Annotated in this window: 15 protein-coding genes; 8 read left to right on the plus strand and 7 right to left on the minus strand. The window is 38.8% G+C overall.

The window, feature by feature from the left end; translation table 11 throughout:
* Positions 1–12: 12 nt before the first annotated feature.
* From pbp1b to QM917_RS05645, 3 genes are all read right to left on the minus strand, one after another.
* Entirely contained in the window at positions 13–2,502 is a 2,490-nt protein-coding gene (gene pbp1b / locus QM917_RS05635; protein WP_414285188.1) for a penicillin-binding protein PBP1B, read from the minus strand.
* Between the two features lie 147 nt (positions 2,503–2,649).
* Positions 2,650–3,546, minus strand: coding sequence for a UTP--glucose-1-phosphate uridylyltransferase GalU (gene galU / locus QM917_RS05640; protein ID WP_414285189.1), 897 nt, complete (start codon positions 3,544–3,546; stop codon positions 2,650–2,652).
* Positions 3,547–3,570: 24 nt separating this feature from the next.
* Positions 3,571–4,587 (minus strand): NAD(P)H-dependent glycerol-3-phosphate dehydrogenase, encoded by a 1,017-nt coding sequence (locus QM917_RS05645; protein WP_414285190.1) that lies wholly within the window; start codon positions 4,585–4,587, stop codon positions 3,571–3,573.
* A 240-nt stretch (positions 4,588–4,827) separates the two neighbouring features.
* Here QM917_RS05645 and leuS point away from each other — a divergent pair, with 240 nt between their 5' ends.
* From leuS to QM917_RS05680, 7 genes are all read left to right on the plus strand, one after another.
* Positions 4,828–7,329, plus strand: a complete 2,502-nt coding sequence (leuS, locus tag QM917_RS05650) for a leucine--tRNA ligase (RefSeq protein ID WP_414285191.1) — start codon at positions 4,828–4,830, stop codon at positions 7,327–7,329.
* A gap of 108 nt (positions 7,330–7,437) precedes the next feature.
* Positions 7,438–8,130: a GNAT family N-acetyltransferase gene (locus tag QM917_RS05655; RefSeq protein WP_414285192.1), complete on the plus strand. Its 693-nt coding sequence runs from the start codon at positions 7,438–7,440 to the stop codon at positions 8,128–8,130.
* Positions 8,131–8,141: 11 nt separating this feature from the next.
* Complete coding sequence (locus QM917_RS05660; protein WP_414285193.1) at positions 8,142–8,564, plus strand: GNAT family N-acetyltransferase; 423 nt, start codon at positions 8,142–8,144, stop codon at positions 8,562–8,564.
* Between the two features lie 644 nt (positions 8,565–9,208).
* Positions 9,209–9,493, plus strand: a complete 285-nt coding sequence (locus QM917_RS05665; protein ID WP_045762742.1) for a type II toxin-antitoxin system RelB/DinJ family antitoxin — start codon at positions 9,209–9,211, stop codon at positions 9,491–9,493.
* Positions 9,483–9,836, plus strand: coding sequence for a type II toxin-antitoxin system RelE/ParE family toxin (locus tag QM917_RS05670; RefSeq protein WP_414285194.1), 354 nt, complete (start codon positions 9,483–9,485; stop codon positions 9,834–9,836). The genes QM917_RS05665 and QM917_RS05670 overlap by 11 nt, the downstream gene beginning before the upstream one ends.
* Before the next feature lie 368 nt (positions 9,837–10,204).
* A complete protein-coding gene (gene ruvB / locus QM917_RS05675) occupies positions 10,205–11,203 on the plus strand; it encodes a Holliday junction branch migration DNA helicase RuvB (RefSeq protein WP_414285195.1) in 999 nt (332 codons plus the stop codon).
* Entirely contained in the window at positions 11,184–11,756 is a 573-nt protein-coding gene (locus QM917_RS05680; RefSeq protein ID WP_414285196.1) for a nucleotidyltransferase family protein, read from the plus strand. Before ruvB ends, QM917_RS05680 begins: the two co-directional genes overlap by 20 nt.
* A 649-nt stretch (positions 11,757–12,405) precedes the next feature.
* On the opposite strand, the gene QM917_RS05685 is transcribed toward QM917_RS05680, so the two are convergent.
* From QM917_RS05685 to QM917_RS05700, 4 genes are all read right to left on the minus strand, one after another.
* Complete coding sequence (locus QM917_RS05685) at positions 12,406–12,807, minus strand: hypothetical protein (RefSeq protein WP_414285197.1); 402 nt, start codon at positions 12,805–12,807, stop codon at positions 12,406–12,408.
* 312 nt (positions 12,808–13,119) lie between these two features.
* Entirely contained in the window at positions 13,120–13,764 is a 645-nt protein-coding gene (locus QM917_RS05690) for a recombinase family protein (RefSeq protein ID WP_414285198.1), read from the minus strand.
* Positions 13,765–14,123: 359 nt separating this feature from the next.
* Positions 14,124–14,468 (minus strand): hypothetical protein, encoded by a 345-nt coding sequence (locus QM917_RS05695; protein WP_414285199.1) that lies wholly within the window; start codon positions 14,466–14,468, stop codon positions 14,124–14,126.
* A gap of 259 nt (positions 14,469–14,727) precedes the next feature.
* Positions 14,728–15,825: a hypothetical protein gene (locus QM917_RS05700; protein WP_414285200.1), complete on the minus strand. Its 1,098-nt coding sequence runs from the start codon at positions 15,823–15,825 to the stop codon at positions 14,728–14,730.
* 131 nt (positions 15,826–15,956) lie between these two features.
* Here QM917_RS05700 and QM917_RS05705 point away from each other — a divergent pair, with 131 nt between their 5' ends.
* Entirely contained in the window at positions 15,957–16,217 is a 261-nt protein-coding gene (locus tag QM917_RS05705; RefSeq protein ID WP_414285201.1) for a hypothetical protein, read from the plus strand.
* Positions 16,218–16,222: the final 5 nt, after the last annotated feature.

The following is a 16,222-nucleotide window of genomic DNA, read 5'->3' on the forward strand; positions in this document are numbered from 1 at the left end:
TGATTGTGCTAGTTAGCGCTGTTGATTGCTGCTTCTATTATTGGAACTAGAGCTACTGCTCACGTTACTATTAGAAGTATTATTACGATTATTATTGTTACTACTATTGCTATTGTTTGATGAGGAAGAAGATGCTTTAGGCAGACTTCCTAAAATGGTGTTCCAAGCATTTTGGTAGTCTGCATCGCTTCCACCAATAGCGAATTTATAAGTGGTAGTCGGAGCACCATTTTGGTTAGCCCAGTAACTTGTTACCATTTCACCAGTCACATTAATCTCTTTACCATTGATAGTAACCTTACCTGGTTTTTGACCAGTTGATTTGAGGACTTGTGATGAAGTGACACTTGAATCGAGTTTGAAACGTTCTGAACCCCAAGAAGAAGGGGCTGCTTGTTGAATGGCATTTACCAGATGAGCCATGTATTTTGCATTACGGTAGTGTCCTGCACCTTTGCCAAGTGGTCGGTTATCATCGTGACCAAGCCAACCACCAAGGGTTAATCTTGGAGTTGAAAGCATGAGCCACATATCGCCATCTTCATTGGTCGTACCAGTTTTACCAATCCAGTCAGCACCTGCCAAACTTGGGTTGATTGCAGCAAGATCGCTCTGGAAGCTTGAAGTCACTTGGGAAGAAATCACATCTCTTAGTAAGCTCTGCATAATGGTTGCAGTTGCTTTAGAGTAGACTTGTACAGGTTCGTCTTTATGCTCATAGATAACCTCGCCGCTGGTCTTCTCGATTTTTGAAATCATGTATTTCTTATGGTAAACACCATTGTTAGCCAAGGTTTGGTAGCCATTTGTATGTTGGGCTACAGTGACATCGATTCCTCCCCCCATAGGAAGACTTTCAATGCCATATTCTGGAATCTCGTAGCCCATTTTTTCCATGTAGGAACGGACATCAACTCCTTTTTGAAGAAGTAACTGATAGGTCCAGTAGGCTGGGATATTCCAAGAGTAATTCAGAGCTTCTTTCAGACTCATCATGGCAGTACCAGAACTATTGACATACATGATAGGATTTCCGTTAGAGAAGTTAGTTGGGTAGTTAGATAAGATGCTTGCACTTCCCATCAAACCTTGGTCAATCGCAATACTGTAGGCTAGGATTGGTTTAGTAGTTGAAGCAGGAGACCTTTTAGTGTTAAAGGCGTGGTTGTTTTGATTACTTTGGTAATCACGACCACCGACAAATCCTAAAATGGCGCCTGTTTGGTTATCCATCAAGACATTTCCGACTTCTGGTTGACCAGTATCATCATCGACAAGGTAGCCATAGTTTGCAACTGCACCTTGCATGGCTGTATGGATAGCTTTATCAATTGTAGTTGTGATACGGTAACCACCATTTTGAATCTCTTTTTCAGCCAATTCATGATAAGATTTTTGGATAGATTCGTTCTTTAGTTCTGGTGCAGAAACGTTATCTTTTTTGACCAGATAATCGTACATGAGGTTCGTCGCCTCATCAAGCGCAGTGAAGTAGAGGAAACCTTTAGCAGTTACGTTGACATTTTCTGCTGGCAAGAAGTCTTTCTTAATATCGTACGCTTTATAGGTTTCGTAATCTTCTTGGCTAAGAACTCCAGTTCTGTACATATTGTAGAGAACATCTTTTGAGCGCTTGATTCCAAGTTCAATATCTTCTTCGCTCTTCATCTCACCAGTAGACTCATAAGGTGAGTAGGAAATGGGGCTTTGTGGTAAACCTGCTAGGAAAGCTGCTTGAGGAATGGTTAGTTTGCTAGCATCCACTCCGAAAATTCCAGTTGCAGCCTGCTGAGCACCTGCGATATTTTGTCCCTTGTTATTGCGACCAAAAGGTGCAACATTTAGATAGGTAGTCAGGATTTCATCCTTATTCATAGCACGTTCTAGGGCTAGAGCATCTACGATTTCACTGGCTTTACGAGCAAGCGTAGGAGCATCACCAACTACTTGTTGTTTGATGAGCTGTTGTGTTAGGGTAGAACCACCACTCGAAGAACCAAGGCCGATAAAGTTTCCTAGACTGGCACGAATGACCGCTTTAGGAACGACACCATTGTGCTCTGCAAAGTGTTCGTCCTCGGTTGCAACGATAGCTTGCTTGAGATTCTCTGAGATGGCATCGGATGCGACAGATGTTCGCAAAAGATCGCTCTCGATAGCCCCAATCATAGAACCATCTGCATAGCGAATCTCAGAAATAGATGAAATATTGTTGACATGTTTAACCAAATCCTCTGTTTGAGGGACACTAACTTGATCAAAGAGAGAAACAGCATATCCCAAAACAACCCCAGTCCCGAGGAGGCCGCCAATAAAAGCTAGGATGAAAAGTGTGTTAAAAGTTGCTTTTATTCCAAGTAAAATCTTGGCCCAAATAGTCCAAATGGTTAGTTTTGTTTTGACTTTCTTATTTTTATCTGGATTTTTTTTGGAAGTTGTTAATTTTAGAGACCGAAGTAAGGCCAGTCCTTTTTGTTTGATTCTTGTTACATGTTTGTTCATAGAATTCCTCACTCTTTATTATTATACCATAAAAGCATCTCTTGCAAGAAATTAGGCTTAGAATGGGGGTTAGATAGGGATTGGTTCTTGGGATTTAGACATCAAAAAAGCCAGATTTAAACTAAATCTGACTGTTTGGTAAATTGTTTATTTTTCTCCTGAAAGTTCTTTTCCAAGATCAATCAAGTAGTCCTTCAAGTGGTCTTTGACTTGTGGATGTTTAAGGGCGTATTCGATGGAAGTCTTCATGAATCCAAACTTGTCTCCGACATCGTAACGTGAACCTTTAAACTCACGAGCAAATACTCGTTGGGTTTTGTTGAGAGTATCGATAGCATCTGTTAGCTGGATTTCATTTCCTGCTCCTGGTGTTTGATTTTCAAGAATACCGAAAATCTCAGGTGTGAGAAGGTAGCGACCGATGATGGCTAAATCACTTGGTGCATCCTCAGGAGCTGGTTTTTCAACGAAGGTTTCAACGCTGTAAAGACCGTCATTTCCTTCACCCTGAGGAGCGATAACACCGTATGAAGAAACTTCTTCGTGTGGGACAGGCATTACGGCGATAGTAGAAGCATGAGTCTTCTCATAATCATTCATGAGCTGCTTGGTCAATGGCACAGCTTTGTCATCAGTGATATCCATGAGATCATCTCCAAGCATAACCACAAAGGGTTCGTTTCCAACGAAAGCCTTGGCTTGTAAGACGGCATCTCCGAGTCCACGTGGGTGTGTTTGACGGATGAAGTGAAGACGCATACCAGTTGTTTCGTCAACTAGTTTCAAAAGGTCGGTTTTTCCTTTTTCCTTGAGGTTGTATTCTAGTTCAAAGTTTGAGTCGAAATGGTCTTCGATAGAACGTTTTGACTTTCCTGTTACGACAAGAATGTCCTCAATTCCAGACTTAAGAGCTTCTTCAACGATGAACTGGATGGTTGGCTTATCGACGATTGGCAACATTTCTTTGGCCAAAGCTTTAGTAGCAGGTAGGAAACGAGTTCCAAGTCCTGCAGCAGGGATAATGGCTTTTCTAACTTTTTGCATCATGAGCTTCCTTTCTAACGGTGACTAAGACCACTCGTTCTCTGCCTTGAACTCATTGCTCATGAGTTCAGAAACGGCATCCTTAATATTAACATTTTCATAAATAACTTGGTAAATGGCTTGGGTGATTGGCATATAAACTCCAAGTTCTTGCGCTAATTCGTAAGCAGCTTTGGTTGTTGAAATTCCTTCGATGACCATTCCCATGTTGGTTTCGATATCTGCCAAGGCTTCTCCACGCCCAAGAGCATCTCCAGCTCGCCAGTTACGTGAGTGGACAGAAGTTCCGGTAACGATTAAATCTCCAACCCCAGAAAGTCCACTGTAAGTTAATGGATTTGCTCCAAGTTTAACCCCCAGACGGGTAATTTCTGCCAGCCCGCGCGTGATAATAGCAGCTTTTGCATTATCACCAAATCCAAGTCCATGGAGGGCACCTGCACCAACAGCGATGATATTTTTAAGAGCACCAGCTGTTTCCACTCCGATAACATCCGTATTGGTATAAAGGCGGAAGTAGTGGTTGCTAAAGAGTTTTTGAACATATTGAGCAGTTTGTAAATCTTTAGAAGCAGCCGTAATCAAGGTAATATCACGTACAATCGTTTCTTCCGCATGGCTAGGACCAGATACAACCACAACTTCACTACGCAATTCTTCAGGGATTTCTTCTTCTAGGATAGTTGAAAGACGTTTGTGGCTATTGGGCTCGAGGCCTTTTGAAGCATGCATGACAACCACTTTATGATCCAAAACAGCAGCCACTTGTTGAGCTACCAATCTGGTCACCTTGGTTGGCACCACAAACAAGACAGCATCAACCCCCTTCAAGGCTTCTGCCAAATCATGATAGGCAACAATTTTTTCGTCTAATACAGTATCCTTAAAATAGCGTTTGTTAGTATGTTGTGTATTAATTTCATCAATTTGATCAGGAATATTTCCCCAGATACGTACTTGGTGTCCGTTGTCATTTAAAACTTGTGACAAGGCAGTACCCCAAGAACCAGGCCCTAAAACAGCGATGGTTTGTTTGTCCATATTTCCCTCCTTCTGAGAAAGCACTTTCCTATATTCTACCATAAAAAGGACTATCATGCATCTATATTATTTAATAAGAATTATTTGAATGGTAAATTATATAAAGTGGAGAAATTTGAGAAACTATCAGTAAAAATGTCTAGTATTTAAAGGTTAAAACGATAAAAAAACACGAAAAGAGGAACAATATTTTTCCTAAAAATGGTATAATAGGAGCATCACGAAAATTGGAGAGACAGCATGAGTTTTTACAATCATAAAGAAATCGAGCCTAAGTGGCAAAAATACTGGGCTGACCATCACACATTTAAGACAGGAACAGATGCTTCAAAACCTAAGTTTTATGCATTGGACATGTTCCCTTATCCATCTGGAGCGGGTCTTCACGTAGGACACCCAGAAGGCTACACAGCAACTGATATCCTCAGCCGTTTCAAACGTGCCCAAGGCTACAACGTCCTTCACCCAATGGGATGGGATGCCTTTGGTTTGCCTGCAGAGCAATACGCTATGGATACAGGAAATGACCCGGCGGAATTCACAGCAGAAAACATTGCCAACTTCAAACGCCAAATCAATGCGCTTGGCTTCTCTTACGACTGGGATCGTGAAGTTAATACTACAGATCCGAACTACTACAAGTGGACGCAATGGATTTTCACTAAGCTTTACGAAAAAGGTTTGGCTTATGAAGCTGAAGTGCCAGTAAACTGGGTTGAGGAACTGGGAACAGCTATCGCCAACGAAGAAGTGCTTCCAGATGGAACATCTGAGCGTGGAGGCTATCCAGTTGTCCGTAAACCAATGCGCCAATGGATGCTTAAAATCACTGCCTATGCGGAGCGCTTGCTCAATGACTTGGATGAGCTTGATTGGCCAGAGTCTATCAAAGATATGCAGCGCAACTGGATCGGTAAATCAACTGGTGCCAATGTCACTTTCAAGGTGAAAGGGACTGATAAGGAATTCACAGTCTTTACGACACGTCCAGATACCCTTTTTGGTGCGACCTTCACTGTTTTGGCTCCTGAGCATGACTTGGTAGATGCTATCACCAGTCCCGAACAAGCTGAGGCTGTAGCGGACTACAAACACCAAGCCAGCCTCAAATCAGACTTGGCTCGTACAGACCTTGCCAAGGAAAAAACAGGGGTTTGGACTGGTGCTTATGCTATCAACCCTGTTAACGGTAAAGAAATTCCAATCTGGATTGCGGACTACGTTCTTGCTAGCTACGGAACAGGTGCTGTTATGGCTGTACCTGCTCATGACCAACGTGACTGGGAATTTGCTAAACAATTTGACCTTCCAATCGTAGAAGTGCTTGAAGGAGGCAACGTTGAAGAGGCTGCCTACACAGAAGATGGCCTTCATGTTAATTCTGACTTCCTAAATGGATTGAATAAAGAAGACGCCATTGCCAAGATTGTGGCTTGGTTGGAAGAAAAAGGCTGTGGCCAAGAAAAGGTTACCTACCGTCTTCGCGACTGGCTCTTTAGCCGTCAACGTTACTGGGGTGAGCCAATTCCAATCATTCATTGGGAAGATGGAACTTCGACAGCTGTTCCAGAAAGTGAATTGCCACTTGTCTTGCCAGTAACCAAGGACATCCGCCCTTCAGGTACTGGTGAAAGCCCACTGGCCAATTTGGCAGACTGGCTTGAAGTGACTCGTGAAGATGGTGTCAAGGGTCGTCGTGAAACAAACACCATGCCACAATGGGCTGGTTCAAGCTGGTACTACCTCCGCTATATTGACCCACACAATACTGAGAAATTGGCTGATGAGGACCTTCTCAAACAATGGTTGCCAGTAGATATCTATGTGGGTGGTGCGGAGCATGCCGTTCTTCACTTGCTTTATGCTCGTTTCTGGCACAAATTCCTCTATGACCTCGGTGTCGTTCCAACTAAGGAACCATTCCAAAAACTCTTTAACCAAGGGATGATTTTGGGAACAAGCTACCGTGACCACCGTGGAGCTCTTGTGGCGACTGACAAGGTTGAAAAACGTGACGGTTCCTTCTTCCATGTGGAAACAGGAGAAGAGTTGGAGCAAGCACCAGCCAAGATGTCTAAATCTCTTAAGAACGTTGTCAACCCAGACGATGTGGTGGATCAATACGGAGCCGATACCCTTCGTGTCTATGAAATGTTCATGGGACCACTCGATGCTTCCATCGCTTGGTCTGAAGAAGGTTTGGAAGGAAGCCGTAAGTTCCTTGACCGTGTTTACCGTTTGATTACAAGTAAAGAAATCGTTGCGGAAAACAATGGCGCTCTTGACAAGGTTTACAATGAAACCGTTAAATCTGTCACAGAGCAAATCGAGTCTATGAAATTCAACACAGCCATTGCCCAACTCATGGTCTTTGTCAATGCAGCAAACAAGGAAGACAAACTCTATGTAGACTACGCCAAAGGCTTTATCCAATTGATCGCCCCATTTGCACCTCACTTGGCAGAAGAACTCTGGCAAACAGTCGCAGCAACAGGTGAGTCTATCTCTTACGTAGTTTGGCCAACATGGGACGAAAGCAAATTGGTTGAAGACGAAATCGAAATTGTCGTTCAAATCAAAGGAAAAGTTCGTGCTAAACTCATGGTTGCGAAAGACCTTTCACGCGAAGAATTGCAAGAAGTGGCTCTGGTTAACGACAAAGTTAAAGCAGAGATCGATGGCAAGGAAATTGTGAAGGTGATTAGTGTACCTAACAAACTCGTTAATATCGTTGTTAAATAAGAAATGAATCCTTCAGAGTAGAATCTGGAGGATTTTTGTAGATTACCTGAGAGATGTGATATACTATTCACATCTTTAAACTTATAAGAGTAAGACAAGGAGAAAGCTATGCCAGTAAATGAATATGGTCAGATGATTGGTGAACCTGTAGACGACACACCTGGAGTCTTGCCTTCACTTGTACGGATAGAAGGACAGTATACGATTATCGAAGCTCTGTCAGTAGAAAAGCATGCGGAGGATTTGTTAACTGTTTATGGTCCAGATAGCCCTCGTGACATGTGGACCTATCTCTTTCAACCACCAGTAGAAAATCTCGAAAAATTAATCGTCGCTTTAAAGCAGATGCTTGAGCGCAAGGATCGCTTCTATTATGCGATTATCGATAAAGTGACTGGAAAGGCGCTGGGGACTTTTTCTCTCATGCGTATTGACCAAGCTAATCGCGTGATTGAAGTTGGCGCGGTGACCTTTTCTCCGGCTCTCAAACAGACCAGGATGGGAACAGAGGCCCACTATTTGCTAGCTCGTTATGTCTTTGAAGAGCTTAACTATCGCCGTTATGAGTGGAAATGTGATGCGCTAAATCTACCTTCTAGAAAAGCAGCAGAACGTTTGGGCTTTATCTACGAGGGAACCTTCCGTCAAGCTGTTATTTATAAAGGGCGTACTAGAGATACGGATTGGTTGTCTATGATCGACAAGGATTGGCCAAGGGTTAAGGCTCGTTTTGAAGCATGGTTGAAGCAAGATAATTTTGATGAAAATGGACAACAGATTAAATCTCTACGAGAATGTTAGGAAGGTTTGCTATGATTAAGATTACAAAAGAAACATCTGTTTCACTTGATGACGTTTTGCATCTCTACCAGGCAGTTGGTTGGACAAATTATACAAATCAGCCCCAAATGTTGTCCCGGGCTCTGTCTCATTCACTAGCCATTTATCTAGCGCGTGATGGTGAGGAAATCGTTGGTCTAGTTCGCTTGATTGGAGACGGTTTTTCTTCGGTTTTTGTCCAGGATTTGATCGTTTTGCCTACCTATCAGCGCCAAGGGATTGGTAGTCACTTGATGAAAAAATCCTTAGCTGATTATAAGGATACCTACCAAGTACAACTAGCGACAGAACAAACAGAAAAAACCTTGGAATTTTATCGTTCTCTGGGGTTTGAAACCTTGTCTAGCTTCCAGTGTACGGGCATGATTTGGGTGAATCGAAAAAAATTACAATAATTTTTTTCTCTTAAGCTAACTTTAAGTCTTCTTCTGTATCATGTAACCATTAAATAAAGACCTCCTAATACTCTTCGAAAATCTCACCATACTTCATTAGAGTCGACTTACCTAACTTTAGTTATGCTTGCGTCGCTCTGCCTAGTTTGATTTCGATTTTCATTGAGTAACCTTTATTTAATAGAAATTCTAAACTTTTTTTCATCATAATCTCCTAATAAAGTCACCCAATTTGGTGGCTTTTTGTTATGTGACTTTCAGCGATATTTCATTTATATTCGTTGTTTTGAACAAAAGTAAAAGTTCGTGTCAAGGATAACGCGGATATCCATATAATACAAAGATCGCCGAATCTTCTATTGTTTAGAAGCTTGATGCCTTTAAAATTGGTGTTATTAAATTTTTTAATGACCTACTTGAGATCCTGATAAAAAGTATCTGATTTATCGTGGTTTTATCAAAAGGTATCGAAATATGACTCTGTTTGAAAGAATTGAATTTTTCAAAAAGAAGATTGTCGAGGAAATCTCGCGTAAAAATATACTATCTAGTGAGGAGGTAAGGCTATGAGAAAAATACTTTTCTTGATTAAAATCTATATCTAGTATATAATCAATCTATATCGTATAGATTGGAGATATATCATGGCTATAAGCGTATCGAAACAATACAATTTCAAACTAAATGAAGCTACTATGGAGCAAGCTAGAAATATTATCAAGGAAAAGGGCATGACAATGACAGATGCTATTTCTTTATTTGTAGAGCAAATAGTCTTAGAGCAAGATTTGCCTATTAAGACGGCCGAAGATTTGCATAGAGAGCAGTTGATTGCTGAATTACAAGCTCAATCTGAACGTGCCTTGAGAGAATATGAGGCAGGCGAAGGAGCTTCTCTAGACAATGTGAGGGCACGCTATGGCTTATAAAGTGATCCTTTCAAAAGAAGTTGAACAAGCTATCGACAATATACACGAATATATAGCTACGGTACTTTTATCCCCTCAATCTGCGAAAAAAACTGTAGCAAAAATTTTAGATGGCTTAAAGAGTCTAGAAGTCTTTCCTGAAGCTGGTTTTGATGCTGATGTGAAAATCGGTGTAAAGATTAATAGTAAGTATCCTACACGAGGAAAAATTATAGATCAATACGTTTTGCTTTACTTTGTTGATCAGACACAAAAGACTGTTTTTCTCTCCCATTTATTTCATACCAAGAGTGACTATGTTACCTTACTACAAAAAGACAATAAAAAAAGTTCAAAATCTTAAGCTAACTTTAAGTCTTATCCTGTATCATTTAGTTATTAAATAAAGACCTCCTAACTTTATTTAATGGAAATCCTAAAACTTTTTTCATCATAATCTCCTAATAAAGTCACCCAATTTGGTGGCTTTTTTCTTGTTTGCTTTTAGCAATTTTTAATTAGTATTTATTATTTTTGAACAAAATTAAAAAACTAGAAATTCTTAAGATAACTTTAAGACTTTTCTTGTATCATGTAATTATTAAATAAAGACCTCCTAACTTTATTTAATAGAAATCCTAAACTTTTCTTTTTCATAATAATCTCCCTAATGAAGCCACCAAATTCGGTGGCTTTTTTGTTTGTAGGCTGGATTTTTGCTATAATAGGAGCATGAGTAGAATTTTAGATAATGAAATCATGGGTGATGAGGAGCTGGTAGAACGTACCCTCCGTCCCCAATATTTACGTGAATATATCGGTCAAGATAAGGTCAAGGATCAGCTTCAAATCTTTATCGAAGCAGCAAAAATGCGTGATGAGGCGCTGGACCATGTTCTTTTGTTTGGTCCTCCAGGTCTCGGGAAAACAACCATGGCTTTTGTCATTGCCAATGAACTGGGAGTCAATCTCAAACAAACGTCTGGTCCCGTTATCGAAAAAGCCGGTGATCTGGTAGCGATTTTGAATGACTTGGAGCCAGGAGATGTTCTTTTTATTGATGAGATTCACCGCTTGCCTATGTCGGTGGAAGAGGTGCTTTACAGTGCTATGGAAGACTTCTACATCGACATCATGATTGGTGTGGGGGAAGGTAGTCGCAGTGTCCATCTGGAATTGCCACCTTTTACCTTGATTGGTGCGACGACACGAGCAGGGATGCTTTCAAATCCTCTTCGTGCCCGTTTTGGGATTACTGGTCACATGGAGTATTATGCCCATGATGACTTGACAGAGATTGTCGAGCGGACGGCAGATATCTTTGAGATGGAAATTACACATGAAGCTGCTTCGGAGTTGGCCCTCCGTAGTCGTGGAACTCCTCGTATCGTCAATCGTCTCCTCAAGCGCGTGCGCGACTTTGCCCAAATTATGGGCGATGGCTTGATTGATGATGTGATTACGGATAAGGCTTTGACCATGCTGGATGTAGACCATGAAGGTTTGGATTATGTAGACCAGAAAATTCTCCGTACCATGATTGAAATGTACGGTGGCGGTCCTGTCGGTCTAGGAACTCTTTCGGTGAATATCGCCGAAGAGCGTGAGACGGTTGAGGATATGTACGAACCTTACCTGATCCAGAAGGGCTTTATCATGCGAACTCGTTCAGGACGGGTCGCGACAGCTAAGGCTTATGAACATTTGGGGTATGAATACATTGAAAAATAAGGCTGAAATCGTAGACTCTTTCAGAAAAAATCCTGATATGATGGCTATTCTGACTATCATCCGTGACTTGGAGTTGAAAGATTCCTGGTTAGCAGCTGGTTCGGTCCGAAATTTTATCTGGAATCTCTTGTCAGATAAGCCATCCTTTGACCGTGAAACGGATGTGGATGTGATTTTCTTTGACCCAGATGTGAGTTACGAAGAAACGCTGGCTATAGAAAGCAAGTTGAGAGAGGACTTTCCCCAGTATCAGTGGGAGCTGAAAAATCAAGTCTATATGCACCAACACAGTCCCCACACACCTCCGTATAGAAATTCCTGCGATGCCATGAGTAAGTATCCTGAACGTTGTACGGCAGTAGGACTGCGCTTGCAAGCTGACGCAACTTTAGAGCTCTTTGCTCCTTATGGTTTGGAGGATATTTTAAACTTTCAAGTTCGTCCAACTCCTCATTTCTTAGAAAATCAAGACCGAATGAAGCTCTATCAAAAGCGTTTATCTAAGAAAAACTGGCGTGAAAAATGGAAAAATCTCACATTTAAAAATACTTAAGGAAACTTTAAGATAGGAGTTGTATACTTATCTCATAAGTTAAAAAGACCTTAACTTATACTCCTAAAACTTTTTCATAATAATCTCCCTATAAAAAAATTAAGTCGCCCAAAGACTGGCTGACACTCAGCACTCTAAAACAATCTGAGTTCATGCATCTTATAAGAGAGTTAAAAGACGGTTCAAATGAGCCGTCTTTTTCATATATTCAATTATCGTTCACTAAATGAAACTTTAAAATTATACATTGTGCAATTAGGATTTTTGCAAACTTTTATAACTTTACCACGGGCGTCGTCTGCCGCGTAGAACCAAAGAACCTCGTGGCATTTTGTACATTTTTCAGTCATATCAAAACTCCTATAGTTTATTACCGCAATGACTACACCGTTCTGGTCGGTCGCTTGTTTTTCGCCCGCAAGTTGGGCATTCAATAGTTGCTGTAAGAATTTTTTTAACTTGTTTAATCATAATGATTACCATCCAGATTTCTTTTGACAAGTTCCATAATCACACCTATGGTAAGAAAGATTGTGGTAAATAGCTTCTTTACACCAATCGCATTTATTACCACTTAAAGCACGTTCACAAGCACAATACCATTCATTAGAGTTTCCCATAATAAAAACCTCTTTCTATTTACAATATTTTATAGCACAATACCGCAATCTTGTGCTAATTCTTCTAATGTAAGTCCAGAATACCGTCGTAAGTTCGAAAGCTCCTTCTCGATTTCCAGTCTTCCACCCGAAGAATCAACTCTCCACTGCAAAATTGACTCCATAGTTCGAATACTTGCTTCAATTGTCTCTAAAGTTTCTTGAAGAGATTCTCTTTCTTGAGTTAGACTGATGTATTGTTCACGGTCTGCCGAAGCCATTCGTCCACCCAGCTCGTTAATATCAGCCATTACTTCTAAGCGAATTCTTTTCGATTTCTCAAGAATTTTCATTGCTAATTCTTGTTTTTTAGTGTATTTATCAATGGCAGATTTTCTATTAAACCAGAAAATTCCACCAGCAATTGCAATTACCAATATGAAAAAAGCCATATTTTCTCCTTAATAAAACCTCTAAGTATTTGTAGCACATTAAAAATCGTATTTATTTTAATACGAAATACCTCCTTTTTTATTTTCACTCAAAAATCCCTGCTACAATAGGGGTTGAGCTTGTTTTAGTGAATGGTCGTCAACTAAAACAATGAAAAAATAAAAATGCCAATTCAACAAGGTAACTAAAACCTTATTAAATCAGCATTTTAAATATTTTTTATTGATAACTTTGATTGTTTTAACAAACGACCGTTTGCTAAAACTGTTGATAGGTTTAATGTACTATTTTTCTAAGGATTTGTCAATTGATTATAGGTAATTTCTTCTATTTATTTGAATACCATTGCGCTTCAGCACATTATAAATAGTTGCGGTGGAAATACTCAGCTGATTCGCAATCTTGCGCACAGGCAATTCTTTTCGTAGGTATTGCTCGATTATTTGTTTTTCGGTATCTTTAGGCAACCCTTTATTGCCAAGCTTTACACCTTTTTCTTTCGCTTTACGTAGGCCGTCTTTAGTGCGTTCAGAAATAGCTTGAAGCTCCCATTCTGCCACATAACCCAACATCAAACAAAAGAATTTTCCAGTTAAAGAATCTGTTTCAATATTTTCATGAATTGATTGAAGATGAATACCATTTTTAGTTAAATCTTCAATAATAACAGAGAGGTGAAGCATCTTTCTTGTAAGTCTATCCAATTTATATACGACAAAATTTGTTTTAACCCCTTGTTTAGCATAATTTTTAGCTAATTTTAACGCCTTATCAAGTTGGGGGCGGTCTTGATTTCCACCAGAATCTTTTTCGATATAGAGCTTGTCGCAAAAGCTGAGCGCCTCTTTTTGAACAGATAACCCCAATTCTTGCCGATTATCTGTCGAACTGACACGAGCATAACCGATAGTTATGGTTTTAATATTTTCTAATTTGTTCTTGTGATGATTTGTCAAAATTTCTCCTTTCCTTACTATTGTAGCAGGGTATCTAAATTATAGAAAATTCAGACAATAATTAAAAAAGAGAAATACTTTTAAAGCAAACCGCGTTTTATTTGCTATTATCAACACTTTTTGATATACTGAAAACGTATACAAATCTTTAAAAATGTTGACTCAGTGCCAAACGTGTGGTATACTGATATAGTTATTTTATTTTTTTAAGATGACCTAGATTTTTATATATTATATAAAAATAGTTCTTTGTCACTTATTTACAATTTTATTTTTCAAAAAATTGACAAAATAAAAAATCATCTAAATATTGGCGTATCTAGATGATTCGAACGTGATAAGTGTAATGATAATTTTGCTTAACGACGCTTTTTGTGATACTTCTTGCGTCGTTTTCTTTTATCTTCATGTTTTCTCTTTTCTCTCATTAGTGGGCTTGACTTGTTATGTATATGTTGATAATACATAAAACCAACCGTCAAGCAAATTACAATCAGTGCTAAGATAGCAGATATAGCCAAAACTAAGTAATCTGGTGGTATTGCTATGAGAGTTTCTTTTAGATTATTCCCAATATCAATCTTAGAGTCGTTAAAAACTGAAATAATAGTACTAACCAGCTTAACATCCTCTGTCTTAAGCTCTAAATTTTGAGTTTTTTCCTTAGCTGATAATAAAGCCAATTTAAAATTTTGTTTAGTCATAATGTGACCTCCTTTTTAGGAAAGAAACACTACACCTATCACGAGCATAAAATAATAGACAGAACACCCTACAAGAAACATAGATGTGTACAATTCAAATCCTTTCGTTAATAGTTGTTTACTATAGTTGAAGATTCAAACTTGCACATCTTCTGATTCTCTATAGTCTGTCCTGCCTTAATATTTTTTATGGTAAACTTATTATAGTCTTTTTTATTTCGATTGTCAAATTAAATATCACTACACCCCAATAAAAATTTTAAAAAATATTTTCTTGTTCAACTAGACAAAAGAATATCAGCTCATTTTTCTCTAAATTTTCACTCATTCCAACAGTAAAATCAGTTTTGTCTTGTGTTGTGAAAGCTCTTTTTTCTAAGTAATTTACAACATTTTCTGTTAAGGTTATCATATCTTTCATTTTCGAAACGGTATAGTCATAACTGGCTTTTACAGATAAAGCGAAACTTTTAACAATAAAAATTTTATTAATAGCTTCTTTGGGTAAAAATCTATCCAAAGCTTTATAAAAGTCCATTTCAGATTGGCAAAATCCAGTAATTAAAGTTAGTTTGGGGCTGTTCTCAAAATTTTTTTCAATAAACTGTGTAATTCGTTCGTTGATAGTTTCGTTTTGAATTATTAAACCATTTTGGATAATTGGCATTTTGGAAATAGAATCTTGAATCAAAACTTTTAAAGTGGGTGAAACGAGATTTTTATTATCGTTTAACGCTTCAGGCTTATATAAATCAAAATAAAAAATCTGTTGTTTGCTTTTTAAAGATTCCTCAATAGCTTTTCTATGTGAATATGACGTTAATAGAATCTCATTTTCAAGATACTTAAAAATGTGCTGGTTAATGATTTGTGCTTGTCTTAATTCCTCTGAGTTTTTGGAAGGAATATTCGAAAGATTCACCAAGAAAATCAAAAGAGTTGCTAAGTAAAGTTCAGCTTCTTGGCAATGATTAAGTAATTCTATTTTTTCGCTACCAAACACAACGGTAGCTTTTTTGGCTTGGTTTAAAAGAGCTGATTTGATTTTAAAAACAGCTTGCTTATAATCGAAGGTTTCATCACGGTTTAAATCTTTAAAAATATCTGCTATCCTTTGAGATTGAAAGCCTAAATCACTAATCGGCAAAGCTTCGCGGTAAAATTCTGGAATTTCTTCGTCTCCCGTAAAAAGGCGATTACTAGAAACACGGTTAATTTCTGGAATAAATGAAATTTTAGAGTTATTTTCACTCACTAATCTATTCAAAATACTATTGACGAAATCTTCTTGATTTCGTTTTTTCTTTTCAGATTTTTGCAAAATATAGCAAAACCATCCTAATCTAAATTCGGTCATACGATTTCTCCTTGAGATTTCTGAGATTTTTTACCTGATGAATGAGATAAAAATATTCGCTACACTATAATCATAAACAAAGTCGACAATGTTTATAACATAAATTATACCAAAATCAAAGGAGAAATCTCATGAATCATATTCAAAAATCAACCCCAAAAGTAGACCTTCCTCAACTTGTTAACCCCTATCAGTTGGAAGTGGCTAAAACACTGAGTGAAGCGATGGCAGATAATCAAGCCTTGGAGCTTCTCGCTAGCGATATTTTATATAAAGTGGGCAATCTGGCGCTTACTCAGTCTGAAATCCTCAAAAATACGCCAGAAGCTAAAGACTACACCGAGTATATTCTTAAAGCGTTCACTTATTACGCTACTGAGAAACTGAAATGAGGTAG

It is taken from the genome of Streptococcus infantis, from assembly GCF_047460685.1.
Taxonomy (GTDB): domain Bacteria; phylum Bacillota; class Bacilli; order Lactobacillales; family Streptococcaceae; genus Streptococcus; species Streptococcus infantis_AD.